General features: G+C 72.5%; 16 protein-coding genes. 7 read left to right on the top strand and 9 right to left on the bottom strand.

All coding sequences use genetic code 11. From position 1 onward, the window contains the following. Window positions 1-159 precede the first annotated feature (159 nt). The 3 genes from ACZZY9_RS13135 to ACZZY9_RS13125 are packed head-to-tail and all read left to right on the top strand — an operon-like array spanning window position 160 to window position 3,155. The gene (locus ACZZY9_RS13135) at window positions 160-1,281 is read left to right on the top strand and encodes a LolA family protein (protein WP_463464411.1); all 1,122 of its coding nucleotides are present in this window, start codon (window positions 160-162) and stop codon (window positions 1,279-1,281) included. 10 nt (window positions 1,282-1,291) lie between these two features. After that, complete coding sequence (locus ACZZY9_RS13130) at window positions 1,292-2,290, top strand: ABC transporter ATP-binding protein (RefSeq protein WP_463464410.1); 999 nt, start codon at window positions 1,292-1,294, stop codon at window positions 2,288-2,290. After that, a complete protein-coding gene (locus ACZZY9_RS13125; protein WP_463464409.1) occupies window positions 2,277-3,155 on the top strand; it encodes an ABC transporter permease in 879 nt (292 codons plus the stop codon). The genes ACZZY9_RS13130 and ACZZY9_RS13125 overlap by 14 nt, the downstream gene beginning before the upstream one ends. Before the next feature lie 20 nt (window positions 3,156-3,175). Here the strand turns inward: ACZZY9_RS13125 and ACZZY9_RS13120 are convergent, their stop codons facing one another. The 7 genes from ACZZY9_RS13120 to ACZZY9_RS13090 are packed head-to-tail and all read right to left on the bottom strand — an operon-like array spanning window position 3,176 to window position 12,046. After that, window positions 3,176-4,102 (bottom strand): acetamidase/formamidase family protein, encoded by a 927-nt coding sequence (locus ACZZY9_RS13120; protein ID WP_463464408.1) that lies wholly within the window; start codon window positions 4,100-4,102, stop codon window positions 3,176-3,178. Then, window positions 4,099-5,010, bottom strand: a complete 912-nt coding sequence (locus ACZZY9_RS13115; RefSeq protein ID WP_463464407.1) for a GntR family transcriptional regulator — start codon at window positions 5,008-5,010, stop codon at window positions 4,099-4,101. Before ACZZY9_RS13115 ends, ACZZY9_RS13120 begins: the two co-directional genes overlap by 4 nt. After that, entirely contained in the window at window positions 4,991-6,658 is a 1,668-nt protein-coding gene (locus tag ACZZY9_RS13110) for a dipeptide ABC transporter ATP-binding protein (protein WP_463464406.1), read from the bottom strand. The genes ACZZY9_RS13115 and ACZZY9_RS13110 overlap by 20 nt, the downstream gene beginning before the upstream one ends. Then, window positions 6,642-8,558, bottom strand: a complete 1,917-nt coding sequence (locus tag ACZZY9_RS13105; protein ID WP_463464405.1) for a gamma-glutamyltransferase family protein — start codon at window positions 8,556-8,558, stop codon at window positions 6,642-6,644. The genes ACZZY9_RS13110 and ACZZY9_RS13105 overlap by 17 nt, the downstream gene beginning before the upstream one ends. A 5-nt stretch (window positions 8,559-8,563) precedes the next feature. After that, a complete protein-coding gene (locus tag ACZZY9_RS13100; protein ID WP_192059690.1) occupies window positions 8,564-9,439 on the bottom strand; it encodes an ABC transporter permease in 876 nt (291 codons plus the stop codon). Beyond that, a complete protein-coding gene (locus ACZZY9_RS13095) occupies window positions 9,439-10,392 on the bottom strand; it encodes an ABC transporter permease (RefSeq protein ID WP_320477012.1) in 954 nt (317 codons plus the stop codon). Before ACZZY9_RS13095 ends, ACZZY9_RS13100 begins: the two co-directional genes overlap by 1 nt. Before the next feature lie 4 nt (window positions 10,393-10,396). Beyond that, window positions 10,397-12,046: an ABC transporter substrate-binding protein gene (locus ACZZY9_RS13090; protein WP_463464404.1), complete on the bottom strand. Its 1,650-nt coding sequence runs from the start codon at window positions 12,044-12,046 to the stop codon at window positions 10,397-10,399. A gap of 279 nt (window positions 12,047-12,325) precedes the next feature. Here ACZZY9_RS13090 and ACZZY9_RS13085 point away from each other — a divergent pair, with 279 nt between their 5' ends. Further along, entirely contained in the window at window positions 12,326-13,993 is a 1,668-nt protein-coding gene (locus ACZZY9_RS13085) for a glycoside hydrolase family 53 protein (RefSeq protein WP_463464403.1), read from the top strand. A gap of 197 nt (window positions 13,994-14,190) precedes the next feature. After that, window positions 14,191-14,682: a MarR family winged helix-turn-helix transcriptional regulator gene (locus ACZZY9_RS13080; protein ID WP_192059682.1), complete on the top strand. Its 492-nt coding sequence runs from the start codon at window positions 14,191-14,193 to the stop codon at window positions 14,680-14,682. A 136-nt stretch (window positions 14,683-14,818) separates the two neighbouring features. On the opposite strand, the gene ACZZY9_RS13075 is transcribed toward ACZZY9_RS13080, so the two are convergent. Next, window positions 14,819-15,514, bottom strand: coding sequence for an SDR family NAD(P)-dependent oxidoreductase (locus ACZZY9_RS13075; protein WP_463464402.1), 696 nt, complete (start codon window positions 15,512-15,514; stop codon window positions 14,819-14,821). Window positions 15,515-15,592: 78 nt separating this feature from the next. On the opposite strand from ACZZY9_RS13075, the gene ACZZY9_RS13070 reads away from it, so the two are divergent. Beyond that, complete coding sequence (locus ACZZY9_RS13070) at window positions 15,593-15,886, top strand: hypothetical protein (RefSeq protein ID WP_463464401.1); 294 nt, start codon at window positions 15,593-15,595, stop codon at window positions 15,884-15,886. 183 nt (window positions 15,887-16,069) lie between these two features. Next, window positions 16,070-16,300 carry a hypothetical protein gene (locus tag ACZZY9_RS13065; protein WP_463464400.1) on the top strand — a complete coding sequence of 77 codons (231 nt, stop codon included), beginning with the start codon at window positions 16,070-16,072 and terminating at the stop codon, window positions 16,298-16,300. A gap of 28 nt (window positions 16,301-16,328) precedes the next feature. On the opposite strand, the gene ACZZY9_RS13060 is transcribed toward ACZZY9_RS13065, so the two are convergent. Continuing rightward, complete coding sequence (locus ACZZY9_RS13060; protein WP_463464399.1) at window positions 16,329-17,954, bottom strand: ABC-F family ATP-binding cassette domain-containing protein; 1,626 nt, start codon at window positions 17,952-17,954, stop codon at window positions 16,329-16,331. Window positions 17,955-18,005: the final 51 nt, after the last annotated feature.

Genomic DNA, 18,005 nt, shown 5'->3' with positions numbered 1-18,005 from the left:
CGGCACGACCGTCGACGCTAGCCTCGGCCTCGTCGACGGACCGCCTGTCTCGACGTCGAACCACCGGTGTCGCGTCTGCCAGTCATCTCCAGGGTTCACGCGTAGCCTGCCGCCCAGTCGTCGACCCGCCCGCGGTCCGATGCGAGAGGCCCGATCGTCATGAAGAAGTCAGCACGCTGGATCCCCGCCGCCGCGATCCCCGTCGCCGTCATCGCCGCCGGCATCGTCGTCCCCTCGATGGCGGCCAACGCCGACGTCGATCTGCCCGACAAGACCCCTCAGCAGGTGCTGGCACTCGCGGCGGGCAGCTCGGGAGTGGCCTTCTCGGGCACGGTCGAGCAGACGTCCGACCTCGGGCTGCCCGACATCCCCTCGTCCCTGCAGGGCGGCTCCTCGACCGGCGAGTCGACCTCCGATGCGCTCGAGATGCTGACCGGCAGCCACACCGCCCAGGTCTTCGTCGACGGTGAGGCGCGACAGCGCGTGCAGGTGGTCGACGACCTCTCCGAGCGCGACGTCATCCGAGAAGGCTCCGACCTGTGGTCGTACGACTCCACCTCGAAGGACGCCACGCACACCACGCTGCCCGACGCGTCGTCCCGCGACCTGCCCGACACCCTGGCCGACGGCACGGCCGTGCCGCAGACTCCGTCCGAGCTCGCCGACGCCGTCCTCGACGCCGTGGGCGACTCGACGACGGTCACCAGCTCCGACGACGTGTCCGTCGCCGGTCGCGACGCGTACCGGGTCGTGCTCACGCCCGACGACGCCGACACGCTCGTCGCCCGGGCGACCCTCACCGTCGACGCCGAGACGGGTGTGCCGCTGGCCGTGACCGTCGACGCGCGGGGGCAGGACGACCCGGCCATCTCGGTGGCCCTGACCTCCGTGTCGTTCGAGACCCCCGCCTCCTCGGTCTTCGAGTTCACTCCCCCGGCCGACGCGACCGTGACCGAGGTCGCCCTACCCGCCGAGCGCCGGGAGGGGCACGGCGGCCAGCACGCCGAGCCCGTGGTGATCGGCTCGGGCTGGTCGACCGTGGTGGGTCTCGACGACGCGACGTCGGCCGCCGGGTCCGCGCCCTCCGATGGGCCAGCCTCGGGCGGCGACCAGGGCGACCGGTCGGCCCTGCTCGATCAGGTGATGACGCGGGTCGACGGCGGCCGGGTGCTGCAGACCTCCCTCGTCTCGGTCTACCTCGGCGACGACGGGCGCGTCTTCGTGGGCGCCGTCGACGCCGAGACCCTGCAGGCGGCGGTCGCGTCGGCACCCGCCGAGTGACGCCGCTCGCGTGACCCCCGCACCCCCGCCGGCCGCATCGACGGCGCCGCTGGCCATCGAGACCTCGTCGCTGACGAAGTCGTTCGGTCGGCAGCAGGCCGTGGCCGACGTCGATCTCGCCGTGCCGGCGGGCAGCGTCTACGGGTTCCTGGGGCCGAACGGCTCGGGCAAGACCAGCACGATCCGGATGCTCCTCGGGCTGACGTCGGCGACGAGCGGCGACATCAGGGTGCTCGGGGGTTCGATGCCCGACCGGGCCCGCGACGTGCTGCCCCGGGTGGGCGCCCTGGTCGAGGGCCCGGCGTTCTATCCCTTCCTCTCGGGGCGGGCGAACCTGCACCGGCTCGACTCGGCCGACCGCACGGCGCCCGCGGCGACCCGCACCGCCCGGGTCGACGCGGCGCTCGATCGGGTGGGGCTCGGGCACGCCGCGTCGAAGAAGGCGCACGCGTACTCGCTCGGCATGAAGCAGCGCCTCGGCATCGCCAACGCCCTGCTCATGCCCCGTGATCTGCTGGTGCTCGACGAACCGAGCAACGGGCTCGACCCGCAGGGCACCCGCGAGGTCCGCACCCTGATCCGTTCGCTGGCCGACGAGGGGACGACCGTCTTCGTGTCGAGCCACCTGCTGGCCGAGGTCGAGCAGATGTGCACCCACATCGGGGTGATGAGCGCGGGTCGGCTCCTCACCCAGGGCACCCTCGACGATCTCCGCTCGCTCGGCACGCACCGGGTGAGGCTGCTCACCCCCGATCCCGACGATGCGCGCGTCGTGCTCCGCCGACTCGGACTCGCCCCGGAGGCGCGGGTGCGGCCGACCGATCGGCCCGGGTCGACGGTCGCCGAGCTGGTCGAGGCCGACCTCGTCGGCGACGGGCCGTCGCCGGAGGCCGTCGTGGCCGCGCTCGTCGCCGCCGACGTGCGGGTGCGCGGCTTCGAGGTCACGGGCGCCAGCCTGGAGGAGCGCTTCGTCGATCTCACCGGGGAGGGCTTCGATGTCGCCGGCTGAACCCGCACCCGCCCCGCACGCAGACGACCTCCGCCGCCGCGGGACGGGGCTGTCCCTGCTCCGCAGCGAGGTCGTCGTGCTCTTCGGACGGGTGCGGACGATCGCCCTCCTCGGCGCCCTGGCGCTCATCCCCGTCCTGCTGGCGATCGCCGTGCGCGTGACGACCGACGACGCGTCCGGCGGCTCCTCCGGAGGCCCCGCGTTCCTCGGCGACATCACGCGCAACGGCCTCTTCGTCTCGTTGACCGCCCTGACCGTGGCGATCCCGCTGTTCCTCCCCCTGACCGTCGGCGTCGTCGCGGGCGACACGATCGCGGGCGAGGCGGGTCTCGGCACCCTGCGGTACCTGCTGGTCTCGCCGGTGGGCCGGGTGCGCCTCCTGCTCGTCAAGTTCGCCGGAGCCGCCCTCTTCTGCCTCGCCGGCACCCTCGTGCTCGTGGTGTTCGGGGCCATCGCCGGCGCCGCGCTGTTCCCGGTCGGGCCGGTGACCCTGCTCTCTGGCCAGACGATCGGCTACGGGGACTACGCGCTGCGGATGCTGATGATGGCGCTGTACGTCACGCTCTCGCTGCTCGGGCTGAGCGCCGTCGGCCTCTTCATCTCGACGCTCACGAGCGTGCCGGTGGGTGCCATGGCCGCCACCATCGTGCTCTCGACGGTGGCGCAGATCATCGACGCGCTGCCGCAGCTGGACTTCCTGGACCCGTGGCTGTTCACGCACTACTGGCTGGGCTTCGCGGACCTCCTGCGCGACCCGGTGTCATGGGTGAACTTCGCCGACAACGCGCTGCTGCAGGGCGGCTACATCCTCGTCTTCGGCGCCCTGGCCTTCGGCCGGTTCACCACGAAGGACATCCTGAGCTGAACCGACCCGGGGGCGGGGCGTCAGACGCCGAGGGCCCCGGTCGGCAGCAGCGCGTGGACTCCCCACGTCTGGTTCGCGACCTGGGTCACCCGCAGGTCGACGACGGCGCTCGAGAGGGCCAGGGCGGTCGCCCGGTCGACGTCGAGCAGGGTCGCGAGCCACGTGACCATGGCGTCGAGCGCATCTCCGGTGGCGACGTCGAGATCGGCGTCGAAGCCGAACGTGATGCGCCCCGAGGGGGTCTCGGCGTGGATCGACGGGACGGGGCGGTCGTCGACGAGGTCGAGCCGCACCTCCGTCGTCATCGGGCACTCGATCGCCGTGCCCCCGACCTCGCCGTCGCCCTGGGCGGCGTGCCCGTCGCCGAGGTAGACGAGGGCGTCGGCGACCTGCACGGGCAGGTAGAGCGTCGAACCCGCGACGAGCTCGCGGCAGTCGATGTTGCCGCCGGCCGCGGCCCGGGGCGGGGTCGTCGAGTGCTCCCCCGGCTCCGCCGGTGCGACACCGGTCACCCCGAGGAACGGCGCGAGAGGCACCTGCCAGCCCCGGCTCTCGACCGCGACGCCCGCGTCGGCGTCGATCTCCCAGAGCAGCCATGCCGGCGCCACGTCGGCGAGACCGAGCCGGGTGGTGACGGGCGACTCACGACCGCCGGCGACCGTCCAGCCCCAGTCACCGGGCAGCACGGCGTCGATGTGCACGGCGAGCGTCTGGCCGGGCCGCGCGCCGCGGACGGCGATCGGACCCGTGAGAGCGTGCCCCCGCGCCTCGGCGAACAGCCGCGGTCGCGCCTCGCCCGGCACGGTCTGCCGTTCGAGGTGCCCCGACGCGTCGAGCGACCCGACCACCACCGTGTCTCCGGCGTCGACGGCGAGGACGGGGCGGTGGTCGCGCGAGTAGACGTCGTTCGTGGTCCCGGACGTCGGTTCGAGCCGATGCCGGGTCACGACGCGCCCCCGTCGGTCGGCGCGACGCCCGCGCCCACGACTCCCCCGCCCACGACGCCCGCCCCCGCGGCGACCGTCGAGGCGACGACAGGCGGGTTCGAGGCCGCGGCCGACGCGACGACCGGCGGCGTGGATCGCAGCTCGTCCACGACCGAGGCCGGCACGGTGCGACTGAGGTACCCGATGCGCGACTCGCGCACGTGCCACCCCATCCGCTCGGCCGCCCGGTCGGGGTCGCCGGCGTCGATGGCCGACAGGATGACGCGGTGGTCGGGCCAGAGCCGTTTGCCCCGCGAGAACGTGTCGAGGGCGTAGAGCCACTCGATCTTGCGCGACAGCTGACGCAGCAGGGTGGCGAGCGTGCTGCTGCCGCTCAGCTCGGCCACGCCGAAGTGGAACCGCTCGTTGAGCCCGACCAGCCGGTCGAGATCGTCGTCGGCGACCGCCTGGTCGCCGTCGGCCAGGATGCGCTCGAGCGACCGGCGGGTGCGCCACCAGTCCTCCGGCGGCGCATCGACGGTGAACAGCGCCCGCGCCCGCGTGGCGGCCCGGCGGGCGGTGGCGATCTCGAGCGCCTCGCGCACGGCGAAGAGGTCGTCGGCCTCGTCGACGGGGATCTCCGCGACCCTCGACCCGACGTTGGGCGTCGACTCGACGAAGCCCTCGGCCTCGAGACCCCGGAGGGCCTCGCGCACCGGCACCCGCGAGACCCCGTGACGATCGGCCAGCGAGGCCTCGGTGATGCGGGTGCCAGGCTGCAGAGCCCCGGTCACGATCTCGCGTCGCACGGCGTCGAGCAGACTCACCGGCGGCGACGCGGGCTCGAGCGTCGCATCGGGGCCAGGAGCCGAGGAGGCGCGGGTCGTCTCGTCAGGACGATCGGGTCGGTCAGACGGCCAGGCTGGCACCGGGTATCGCTCCTAGCAGTTCGTGGGTGTACTCGTCGCGGGGCGAGAGGAACACGTCGTCGACGCTGCCGCGCTCGACGATGCCGCCCCGGCGCATCACCACCACACTATGGGCGATCTGCCGCACGACGGCGAGGTCGTGCGTGATGAACAGGTAGCTGAGCCCCAGCCGGGTCTGCAGATCGGCGAGCAGATCGAGGATCTGCTCCTGCACGAGCACGTCGAGGGCCGAGACGGCCTCGTCGCAGATCAGCAGCTCGGGCTCGAGGGCGAGGGCCCGGGCGATCGCGACCCGCTGGCGCTGACCGCCGGACAGCTCGTTGGGTCGGCTCTGGGCGACCGACCTCGGCAGGGCGACCTGGTCGAGCAGCTCGGCCACGCGCCTCCTGCGGGTCGACCGGTCGCCGACCCCGAAGATGCGGAGCGGCTCGTCGATCAGCCTCTCGACCGGGTAGGTGGGGTCGAGCGAGCCGTACGGGTCCTGGAAGACGGGCTGCACCCGGCGTCGCAGGGCGCGACGGGCCGCCCCGCGACTGGCGGTGATGCTCTCGCCGTCGACGAGGGCCGTCCCGCTGGTCGCGGGCTCGATGCCGAGCACCATGCGGGCGAGCGTCGTCTTGCCCGACCCCGACTCGCCGACCACGGCGGTGGTCGTGCCGCGCGGCACCGCGAACGAGATGCCGTCGACGGCCCGCACGGTCTCGCCGCGGCGACCGCGGAGGCGGTACTCCTTGACCAGGTCGGTGACGGTGAGGATGTCGTCCGCGGCGGTCGGCGCGTCGTCTCCGACGGGCTCGTCGGCCCTGAGCGCGGCCGCCGCGGCGACCGTCGGGGCGGCCGCGACCAGTCGCTTCGTGTACTCGTGCTGCGGGTCGAGCAGGATCTGCCGCGGCGTCCCGGTCTCGACGACGCGGCCCTCGAGCATCACGACGATGCGGTCGGTGCGATCGGCCGCGACCCCGAGGTCGTGCGTGATGAAGAGCAGCGACGTGCCGTGGGCGTCGACGAGCGTCTGCAGGTGGTCGAGGATGGTGCGCTGCACCGTGACGTCGAGGGCCGAGGTCGGCTCGTCGGCGATCAGCAGCTCGGGGCGACGGGCGAGCGCGACGGCGATCAGCACGCGCTGCCGCATCCCGCCCGAGAACTCGTGGGGGTACTGACCCGACCGGCGGGCCGCGTCGGGGATGCCGGCTTCGGTCATCAGCTCGACGACGCGCTCGGCCACGGCCGCCCGCCCCCGGGCCCCGCCCGCCCGCAGCCCGTCGGCGATCTGGGCCCCGACGGTCATCGAGGGGTTCAGGTTGGTCGAGGGATCCTGCGGCACGAGACCGATCCGGGCGCCGCGCACCGACCGCATCCGCGCCTCCCCGGCGGTCGTCAGCTCGTCGTCGCCCAGGCGGATCGTGCCGCCCGTGATGCGGCCCGCGCCCGGTATCAGGCGCAGCACGGCCGCGACGACGGTCGACTTGCCCGAGCCCGACTGCCCGACGATGGCGACGCGCTCGCCGCGGGCCACGTCGAGGTCGACGCCGTGCACGACGGGCCGGTCGCCGAACGACACGTGCAGATCGCGGACGCTCAGGAGGGGCGCGCCGGCGGACGCGTCGGTGGTCGTCGTCGAGACGGTGCGGTCAGCGTCCTGCGGCATAGGCCTGTGCTCCTCGGGGGTTGGCGGCGGCGGACAGCACGCCCGTCGCGGGGTCTCGGGTGACGCTCGACAGGCGGCCGAGCGACCAGTCGCCGGCCCGGGTGACGCGGTGTCCGCGCGACTCGAGGTCGGCGATCACGTCGTCGCCGAGGCGGTCCTCGACGACCACGCCGCCCGGTGTCCAGGTGCGCGGCCAGAACGAGCCGGGGAACGACGTGGTGTGCAGCGCGGGGGCGTCGATGGCCTGCTGGGGCGTGTACCCGCCGACGATCGTGCGCAGCAGGTAGAGCAGCTGCCACTGGTCCTGCTGGTCGCCGCCGGGTGAGCCGAGCGCGACCACCGGCCGACCGTCGCGCAGCACGAGGGTCGGGGTGAGGGTGGTGCGCGGTCGGCGACCGGGTTCGAGCGTCGAGGCGGTGCCCTCGTCGAGCCAGGCCATCTGCAGACGGCTGCCGAGGCAGAAGCCGAGGGCGGGGATCGTCGGAGACGACTGCAGCCAGCCGCCCGACGGCGTCGCCGAGACGATGTTGCCCCACCGGTCGACGACGTCGATGTGGCAGGTGTCGCCGCGGGTCGCCCCCGTGGCGTCGACGACGGGCTCGGCGGAGGCCGCGGCGACGGGGTCGTCGTCCGCGGGCGTCTCGGCGAACGAGCCGACGGTCGGCTCGCCGACGCCGGCGACGGACCCGGCCGCCTCGTCGTCGGTCCGGAGCGGTGCGAGCGGCCGCGCGCCTGCGACGAGGTCGCCCGGTCGCAGCTCGAGCGACGCCCGCGCGCCGATGAGCGCACGCCGCGACTCGGCGTACTCCGACGAGAGCAGGGCGTCGAGGGGCACGTCGTGGTCGCCGTAGTAGGCCTCGCGATCGGCCATGGCGAGCTTCTGCGCCTCGACGATCGTGTGCGCGCCGTCGGCGGTCGACGGGTCGAGCAGCTCGTCGGGCAGCGGGTCGAGCAGCGCGAGCACCTGCAGCAGCGCCGGGCCCTGCCCCCAGGCGCCGGTCTTGGCGACCGTGTGTCCGCGGAACTCCACGGTGGCCGCCGGCTCGAACCCGGCGCGGAACGCCGAGAGGTCCGAGGCGCGGATCACCCCGGCGTGATCGGTGCCCGACGAGTGGCGGTGCGGACGGCGGACGAACTCGTCGATCGAGCGGGCGACGAGTCCCTCGGCCCACTCCGTCCGGGCCGCCTCGATGCGGTCCGCGCGACCGCGGCGGGCGTCGTCGGTGACCGGCGCCGCGCCTCCTCGGCTCGTGTCGACGGCCGCGTCGGCGGGCCCGCCTGCGGCGATCAGCCCCTCGAGGACGGCGGCGTAGGCCGGGTTCGTGACGAGGTCTCCGGGCTCGGGCGGGCGCCCGTCGACGAGCCAGCGGTCGGCCGAGGTGGGCCAGTGCTCGGTGAAGAGCTCGCCGACCGCGCCGATCGTCTCGGTGACGCGGGCGGTGATCGGGTGACCGTCGCGGGCGTAGCCGATGGCGTAGGCGAGCACGTCGCCGAGCTCCCAGGTGCCGTGGTCGCGCAGCAGCAGCAGCCACGCGTCGACCGCACCGGGCACGGCTGCGGCGAGCGCCCCCGCTCCCGGCACGAGGTCGAGGCCCTCGGCGCGGTAGTGCTCGACGGTCGCCGCGGCCGGCGCGGGCCCCTGACCCATCAGCACGGTCGGGACGCCCGGGGTGTCGGCGGTGGCGAAGACGGCCGTCAGGTCACCGCCGGGCCCGTTGAGGTGTGGTTCGACGACGTGCAGCACGAAGGCGCCGGCGACGGCGGCGTCGAACGCGTTGCCGCCGCGTTCGAGCACGGCCTGGGCCGAGGCGGTCGCGAGCCAGTGGGTGCTGGCCGTCATGCCGAAGGTGCCGACCAGATCGGGGCGGGTGGTGAACGCCGGAGGCGCGGTGTAGGTCACTGGGGTCAGTTCCGTTCGCTGGAGGTCGGGTCGAGCGCATCGCGCAGCGCGTCGCCGAAGAGGTTGAAGCCGAGGCAGATCGCGGCGATCGCGAGACCGGGCACCACGGCGGCGGTGGGCGCCCGCCCGAGGTACTGCTGCGCGTCGCTGAGCATGATGCCCAGACTGGCCGTCGGCGGCTGGATGCCGAGTCCGAGGAACGACAGCAGCGCCTCGCCGATGACCGCGACCGGCATGATGACCGTGGCCTGCACGATGATCGCCGAGACGCAGTTCGGCAGCACGTGGGTGAAGATCACCCGGAGGCCGGTGGCGTCCATCGTGCGGGCGCCGAGCACGAAGTCGGTCGACGCGATGCGCATCGTCTCGCCGCGCACCACGCGGATCATCGTCGGGATCTGCGCGATGCCGAGGGCGACGACCGCGTTGCCGAGACTCGGTCCGCTGATGGCGGCGAGCGCCACGGCGATGATGAGGAACGGGAACGCGAGCATGACGTCGGTCAGGCGCCCGATGACGCCGTCGAGCCAGCGCCAGTAGCCGGCGAGCAGCCCGAGCGGCGTGCCGACGACCACGGCGAGCAGCACGCTGAGCACGCCGACGACGAGCGAGACCCGGATGCCGTAGAGCATGCGCGAGAGGATGTCGCGGCCCAGGTCGTCGGTGCCGAGCAGGTAGCCGACCGTGCCGGGCTGCTGGAACGGCGCGGCGAAGTTGACCTCGGTGGGGCCGTGCGGGGCGATCAGCGGCGCGAGGACGCCGAGGAGGAGCACCACGAGCAGCATGACGCCGCCGGCGACGCCGAGACGGTTGCGTCTCAGCTGGCCCCAGACGCGGCCTCGGGCGGAGCCCAGCTCGGCCTGGATCGGGATGACGGTCATCAGGAGGCTCCTCCGACTCGGATGCGCGGGTTCAGGACGCTGTACAGCACGTCGACGACGAGGTTGATCACGATGTAGCCGAGCGTGATGACGAGCACGACGGCCTGGACGACGGGGTAGTCGCGGGTGAAGACCGAGTCGAGGGTGAGCTTGCCGAAGCCCGGCAGCGCGAAGATGCGCTCGGTGACGACGGCGCCCGAGATGAGACCGCCGAGCTGCAGCCCGACGATGGTGACGACCACGATCATCGAGTTGCGGAGGCCGTAGCGCATCAGCACGCGCCCCCGGCCGAGGCCCTTGGCCCGGGCGGTGCGGACGTAGTCGGTCTTCATCGTCTCGATCATCGAGGCCCGGGTCTGCCGCATGATCACCGCGGCGAGCGACGTGCCGAGGATGAGGGCCGGCAGGGTCAGATGGACGAGGGCCTGGAACGGATCGACCGACACGGGCACGTAGCCGGAGGCGGGGAACAGCCCCAGCCCGACCGCGAGCCAGAGGATGGCGAGGATGCCGAGCCAGAAGTTCGGCACGCTGAGACCGACCAGGGCCGCCGCGTTGGCCATCCACTCGGGCCAGCGGCCGCGGTACCGCTCGGCGATCACGCCGAGCGCCACCCCGACGATCACGGCGACCACGATCGCGTAGAGCGAGAGCCAGAGCGTGACCGGCAGGGTCGCGGCGATCAGCTCCGTCACCGGCGTGCCGGTGCGGGTCGACTCGCCGAAGTCGCCGGTGAGGAAGTTGCCGACGAATCGGAGGTACTGGACCACGAGAGAGTCGTCGAGTCCGAGGTCGGTGCGGATCGCCGCCACGCGCTCGGGCGACGCCTCCTCACCCGCCAGGGCGAGGGCCGGGTCGCCCGGCAGCTGCCGGACGCCGACGAACACGACGATCGAGGCGAGCACCAGGGTCAGCACGGACTGCCACAGGCGGGTGAGGAGGTAGCGGGCCATCGGGTCAGTCCGCCTCGACGAAGGCGGCGTTGCTGAGGCGCACCACGCCGTCGGCGAAGGTGGAGACGCCGGCGATCTCGTTCGACAGCGCGGTCAGGCTGCGGACCCGGTAGAGGTAGATGATCGGGTCGTCCTCCTGCACCTGGGCGACGGCCTGACCGTAGAGGTCGGCGCGCTCGTCGACGTCGTTGGTCGCGGCGGCCCGGGTCAGCAGGTCGTCGACCTCCTCCGAGCTGTAACCGCTGTAGTTGTTGCCGCCACCCGTCGACAGGAAGTTGTACGTGTTGCCGTGCGGGTCGACGCGGCCCGACCAGCCGAGCTGCAGCGCCTCGAAGTCGCCTCGGGTCTGCACGTCGAGCAGGGTCGAGTACTCGACCGGCGTGATCGTCAGCTCGAAGCCGCCCTCGGCGACCTGGGCCTGCAGCGCCTGGGCGAACCGCACCGTGTCGGCGTTGTTGCTCACCTGCATGTCGATCGCGTACGGCGTCTCGACGCCGGCGTCCTCCAGCATCTGACGGGCGGCCTCCGGGTCGTACTCGGGGCAGGCGTCGCTGGCGTCGGTGGCGAACGGGCTGTCGGGCGAGATCGGCGAGCAGGCGGGGTCGTAGAGACCGCCGAAGATCGACGAGACGAGCGACTCGCGGTCGATCGACATCGACAGGGCCTGCCGCACCGTCGCGTCGGAGGCGAGCGGGGTGTCGATCTGCACGGGGTCGGTGCCGACGCCGTCCTGGTTGCCGATGTTGACGGTCAGCCCCTGGTAGCCCAGCGAGCCGACCTCGAGCACGGTGAGCGCGTCGTCCGCCTTGAGCGACTCGACGTCCTGGGTCGACATCGAGTCGGCCACCTGCACGTCGCCGGACTGCAGGTTCGCCGCGCGGATGCTCGCGTCGGTGATGATGCGGTAGGTGATGGAGTCGAAGTGGACGTTCTCGGCGTCGTAGTAGAGCGGGTCGCGCTCGACCGTGATCGAGGTCTGCGGCACCCGGTCGGCGAACTTGAACGGACCGACGCAGACCGGGGCGTCGCCGAAGTCGTCGCCCTGCGCCTCGAGCGCCGCGGGCGACATGATCATGCCGGCGCGGTCGGCCAGCGCGGCCGTCAGGGGCGCGAAGGGCTCGGAGTACTCGATCTCGACCTCGTCGTCGCCGACGGCCGTGATGCCCGTGATCGGCCCGAGCTCGCTGCGGCGCGACGAGTCCTCCTTGTCGAGCGCGCGCTGCAGCGTCGTCACGACGGCGTCGGCGTCGAGGGGCGTGCCGTCGGCGAAGACGGCGTCGGTGCGGACGGGGAAGCTCACCGTCAGTCCGTCGTCGGAGACCGTGGGCAGCTCGGTGGCGAGCATGGGCACGATCTGACCCTCGGCGTCAATGTCGTAGAGCTTCTGGCACATCGTCTCCATGACGTACCGGGTGTAGAGGGACGACGAGGTCGTCGGGTCGAGCCGGTCGGGCTCGGCGGAGAGGGCCATCACGAGATCGCCGCCCTCGACGATCGTCTGATCGCCGATGGCCGCGGTCGAGACGTCGTCGCGGGTCTCGTCGGAGGTCTCGGTGGTCTGGACGGCCTGGCAGCCGGTCACGGCGAGGGCGAGACCGAGGGCGGCCGCGGGCAGCGCGAGCACCCGGCGGCGGGAGTACGGGGAGCGGGACATGCGTGATCCAATGCTCGGGGTCGGGGCGGAGTGGATTGAATACAATCAGCCCCGATGACGCCCTTTCGTATACATCTTGTTACGACCGTGTAAAACGTCGCAGGCCCGAGGAGGCGCGGGTCGACACCCCGAGACCCATCTGGCTGGGATCGATAACAGGTCGGCACCCCATCGAATACGCCGATATTAAAGGTGCGTGGTCTTCCGCGAACCAGACAGGTCGTGCTAGAACTGGGAGCGCACACAGTCACGTGCGCTCATCGTCAAGGAGGACGACCGATGTCTCGATCCCATCGACCCACCCATCCGCTCCCGATCTCGCGGAGGCGGCTCGGCGTCGCCACCGGGGCGTTCGTGCTGACGGCGGCGCTCTGCGGAGGGTTCGCGCCGGCCGTCCCGGCTTCGGCGGCCTCGGCGGACGAGTCGACCCGCGCCTCCCGGGCCGCGGTCGCGAACCCCGGCTTCGAGTCCGGCCTGTCGGGCTGGGTCTCGAAGGGGAAGGGCACGGCCGCGCTCGAGACCGGCGGCCACGACTCCCCCACGCGCCTGACCCACCACCTGCCCTCGGCCGGTCAGGCGACGACGACCCAGAAGGTCAAGAAGGTCACCCCCGGCTGGTGGACGTTCTCGGCCTGGGTCAAGAGCGGCGGCACGGCCGGGTCGAGCACGCTGTCGCTGACCGGCTGCGGTCAGGGGTCGAGCAAGGACGCCGCGGGCACGACGGTCGTCCCCTCGACCGAGTCCGACGACGGCTGGCTGCACCTCTCGGTGTCGGCCGAGGTCACCCACAGCCAGTGCACGTTGACCCTCACGACGGCGGGCGACGCCGGCTCGTGGGCGAGCATCGACGACGTCACGTTCACACCGGGCCGGGTCACGCGGGAGATCCGCGGAGCCGACCTGTCGGGTCTGCCCCGCAACGAGGACAAGGGAGCGGTCTACCTCGACGCGCAGGGCCGACCGACCGACGCCGTCGAGCAGATCTCGGCGGCCGGGGCCAACATGGCGCGGCTGAAGGTCTGGGTCGACCCGACCGACGGCTACAACGACCAGGACGACGTGGTCGCCATGGCGAAGCGCATCGAGGCGTCGGGCATGGAGCTGCTCGTCGACTTCCACTACTCGGACCGCTGGACGGATCCGGGTGCGCAGACGATGCCGAAGGCCTGGGTCGGGCTGTCCGCACCCGAGGTCGCGACGCGGATCCACGACCACACGCGCAGCGTGCTCGACGCGCTGGCGGCCGAGGGCATCACGGCCGACGCCGTGCAGGTCGGCAACGAGATCAACCCCGGCATGGTGTGGCCGCTCGGCCAGACCTGGGACGTCGACCCGAGCGACGGGGTGAGCGGGGCCCAGTGGGACAACCTCGCGATGTTCCTCTCCGCGGGGTCCGCCGCCGTGCGCGAGGTGTCGCCCGACACCGACGTCGTGCTGCACCTCACGAACATCAACAACGGCATCGACGGGCTGACCTGGTGGTTCGATCAGGCCACCGCTCGCGGAGTCGACTTCGACGTGATCGGCCTGTCGTACTACTCGTACTGGCACGGCAGCCTCAGCGACCTCCAGCAGGCCGTGACCGTGCTGACCGAGCGATACGACCGCGACGCGCTCGTCGTCGAGACCTCGTACCCGTGGACCCTCGCCGACGACCCCGACCACACCTGGGAGAACGTCGTGGCGCAGGCCTCGATGCTGACCGCCGGCTACCCCGCGACCCCCGCCGGTCAGGCCGCGAACTTCCGTGCCGTGCAGGACGTCGTGGCATCCGCCCCCGGCGGGCGCGGCACCGGCGTCGTCGCCTGGGAGCCCGCGTGGACGGCCGTCGACGGCGCCGGCTGGGACCCGGACGACCCGACCTCGGGCAACGCCTGGGAGAACCAGGCCATGTGGGACTTCGACGGACGCCCGCTGCCGGCCCTCGACGAGTACGCCGCCGACTGACGGCAGCCGCCGACGGCCCCGAGGAGGCGCGGTGCGCGATCGCGTGCACCGCGCCTCCTCGGTCGCTCCCGGCGCCGACCCTGTCGGGCCGTCGTCGTCCCCTTCGCGCGCACCCGGGTCGCCCACCCCGTGGCTGACAGCGTCCCCGGCGTGCGTGGGGCATGATCGAGAGACCCTGACACTCGATTGGACCAGTTGTGACCACCAGCGACGAAGTCGACCTGATCATCGACGCGTGGGCGCGGGTGCGACCCGACATCGACTTCGCCCCGCTCGACGTGTTCTCGCGGCTGCGGCGCATCTCGCGGCGACTCGACCGTCTGCGCGCCGAGGCGTTCCGGCACGCCGACCTCGAGATCTGGGAGTTCGACGTGCTGTCCACGCTGCGACGCGCGGGCGATCCGTTCCAGCTGTCGCCGAAGGACCTCGTGGCCGCCACGATGGTCACCAGCGGCACGATGACCAACCGGCTCGACCGCCTGATGGAGCGCGAGCTCGTCGAGCGGCATTCCGACCCGCGCGACGGCCGCGCCGCACTGATCCGCATCACACCCGCCGGCGTCGAGCGCGTCGACGCGGCGATGAGCCTGCTGGTCCAGGTCGAGCGGGCCCCGCTGGACTCCCTCTCGGCGCATCAGCAGGCCGAGCTCGCCGAGCTGCTGCGCGTGCTCGGGGCCGAGTTCGCCTGAGACGATCGGGCGCGTCCCCCGGGTGCGCGGCGCTTCTGCACCGCGTCGCGTGCATCGCACCGCGTCACGCAGCGGTGCGATGCTCACAGCGCGGTGCGATCCGGGGAGCGCCGTGCGGCGCGTCGGCGTGTGCGGGTCAGTCGCGAGCGGGTGTGAACGCCGAGCCGGGGAGGTCCTTCTCGCCGTCGAGGAGGGCGCGGACGATGCGCGCGGCGACGTCGTCGGGGTCGAGCGCCGCACCGAAGGCGGGCGCGGTGCCCTCGACGGCGCGGGTCGCGAGCCCCGTCTCGGTGTGACCGGGTCGCGCGTCGAGCACGCGGACGCCCCGGCGGCGGTACTCGCGGGAGGCGGCCGAGACGAACGCCGCGAGCCCGGCCTTCGACGCGGAGTAGGCGGCCATGCCGGCCGTCGGCGAGTCGCTGACCACGCCGCTGATCGTGACGACGAACGGCTCACGCCCGGCGGCGGCCGACTCGGCGAGCGCCTGCGACGCGTCGCGCAGCGCCCGGATCGGGCCGAGCATGTTGGTCTCCACGAGCTCGGCGAGCGTGTCGTCGGACACCTCGTCGGCCGGCCCGAACGCGACCACGCCGGCGGCGACGACGACGCCGTCGAGACGACCGTGCGCCTGGAGTGCGGCGGCGACGAGCGACGCGGCACCCTGCTCGGTGCGGAGATCGGCGAGGTAGGCGTCGGGGCCCGACAGCGAGTCGGGGCGGCGTGCGGCGCGGACCACGCGGGCCCCCTCGTCCTCCAGCATGGCGGCGATCCGCGAGCCGAGCCCGCCGGAGGCGCCGAGGACGAGCACGACGGCGTCGTTCAGATCGGTCATGGCCGGAGCCTACGCCGGGGTGACACCATGGAGGCGCGGGTCATCACCCGTCCGACCGTCGCCGCCGAGAGGAGCCCCGTGACGAACGATCCGACGCGGATGCGCGACCAGCCCGCGCTCCGCACCTCGACCGGCACCGAGTGGCTCGTGATCGGGCTCGTGCTCGCCGGCGTCAGCGTCGCCGTCCTGCTCTTCCAGGATCATGCGACGTCCGACGTGGTGGCCGCCGTCGTCGTCGCCCTCTACCTGGCCATGCTGGTCGTCCGCATCACCGTGAGGCCGCGACGCCCGCGCGTCACCGCGCTCGCCGTACTGCTCGCGCTCATCCCCGTCGTGACGATCGCCGAGCTGCTCGCGCTGATCGTGCTCTGATCGGCTCCCCTCCCGTGCCTCCGGCGGATTCCTGTCATCGGCGGCGGGTCAGCGCTGACCCGCCGCCGATGACAGGAACCCGCCGAAGCAGTAGCGAAGGCTCGAGCTACACGCCGGGCGGACCCGCCGAAGCAGCACGGAAGGCCCGAGCGCCACGGCGGGCGGATCCGTAGCATCGGGGGCATGACCCGCGCAGCCCATCACGAGAACCGATTCATCGCCGTCCTGCAGGGCGGCCCCTTCGACGGGCAGGAGCACGAGGTCGACGTGGTCGACGGGGCTCGCCACGACACCCTCTCGCTGCCCCAGACCGACACCGAGGTGCTGGCGAACTACCGCCGTGAGGGCTCCGGCGTCGGAGCCGACGGTGTCGACCGTGTCGAGTTCCGCTTCATCGAGGACACCTTCGCCTGAGCCGAGCCCTCCGCGAGTCGCGCGGCCCTCAGACGGCGCTGAGCGCGAGCTCGCCGCGGCTCGCCCCCTCGGCGCCGAAGACGAGTCGGCGGTTCGCGACCTTCTCGCTGAAGAACCGGTCGTGACTGACGACGACCACCGCCCCCGGGAAGTGGACGAGCGCGCGCTCCATCACCTGGGTGCTCGCCATGTCGAGGTGGTTGGTCGGCTCGTCGAGCAGCAGCACCGAGGCGCCCGACAGCAGGCACTGGGCCATGGCCACACGGGCCCGCTGGCCGCCCGACAGCGCGCCGATGCGCTGCTGCAGGTCGGCGTCCGAGAACTGGAACATGGCTAGGAACCGACCCACCGACTTCTTCGTCGCCCGCAGGGCCAGGCTGTCGGGCATCGCGTTCACCGAGTGGGTGACCGTGTCGGCGTCGTCGAGGTCGGCGAGCACCTGGTTGTACGAGACGACCTTCGCGCCGCCGGCCCAGTCGATGCGCCCGTGGTCGGCCTTCTCCTCACCGGTCAGCACGCGCAGCAGCGTGCTCTTCCCGCTGCCGTTCGCGCCCACGACGACGAGGCGATGCCCGCGGCGGATCTCGAGATCGAGATCGTCGAACAGGACCTTGTCTCCGTAGGACTTCCCGAGACCGTCGATGCGGCAGAGGACGTCCTTGACGTGCAGACCGCCGTAGATCTCGGTGATGATCTGGTCGACGGGGCGAGGGGTTCGCTGCTTCTTGATCTTCGCCAGGTCTTTCGTGAGCCCGCCCGGGCCTCCGGACTTCGCGTTCTTCGCCGCCTTCGCGGCCTCGCGGCGGTCGCTGATGCCCTCCGACTCGAAGGCGAGCAGCTCGGACTCGTGCGCGAACTGCTGCTCGAGGTTCTTCAGGCGGAACTGCTTCTGCACGACGTACTCGCCGAAGTCGCCGGGGTACTCGTGCAGGTGGAAGTTCTCGACCTCGACGATGCGGGTGACCACCTGGTCGAGGAATTGCCGATCGTGCGACACCACGATCGCGGCCCCGCGGAAGTCGCGGAACCACTGCTCGAGCCACTCGACCCCCGCGACGTCGAGGAAGTTCGTGGGCTCGTCGAGCAGCAGCACGTCGGGCTGCTGCAGCAGGATCTTGGCGAGGGCCGCCCGGTTGCGCCAGCCGCCGCTCAACGAGTCGATCGGCGTGATGCGGTGCGCCGGGTCGAAGCCGAGCACCGTGAGCGCGGTGTCGATGCGCCGGGGGTACTCCCACCCGTCGAGGCGGTCCATGTCGCCGAAGAGCTCGGACTGACGATCGATCAGCCGGGTCAGCTCGTCACCCTGCGCAGGGTCCATCGCGGCGACGGCGATGGCCGAGTCGATGTCGGCCAGCTCGGTCTCCATCGCGCGGATGTCGTCGAAGAGCCCCTCGAGCACCTCGGTGACCGTCGCGGTGCCGTCGAGCTCGCTGAACTGCGAGAAGTAGCCGAGCGTGGTGCCCTCGTCGACGGAGACGGTGCCCTCGTCGGGCTGCACCTGATCGAGCACGAGCTTCAGCAGGGTCGACTTGCCCGACCCGTTGCGCCCGATCAGCCCCACCCGGTCGCCCGTCTCGAGACGGAAGAACGCCTCGCGCAGCACGGGGCGGTTCTCGAAGCGGACGGTGACGTCGTTCAGACGGATCAAGCTCATGCCCACCAGTCTCGCAGCCGCCGTCGGAACACCCGCGCCCCGCCCGGTGTT

This window comes from Frigoribacterium sp. AC394 (genome assembly GCF_979258095.1).
This window is presented reverse-complemented; position numbering and strand designations above follow the sequence as displayed.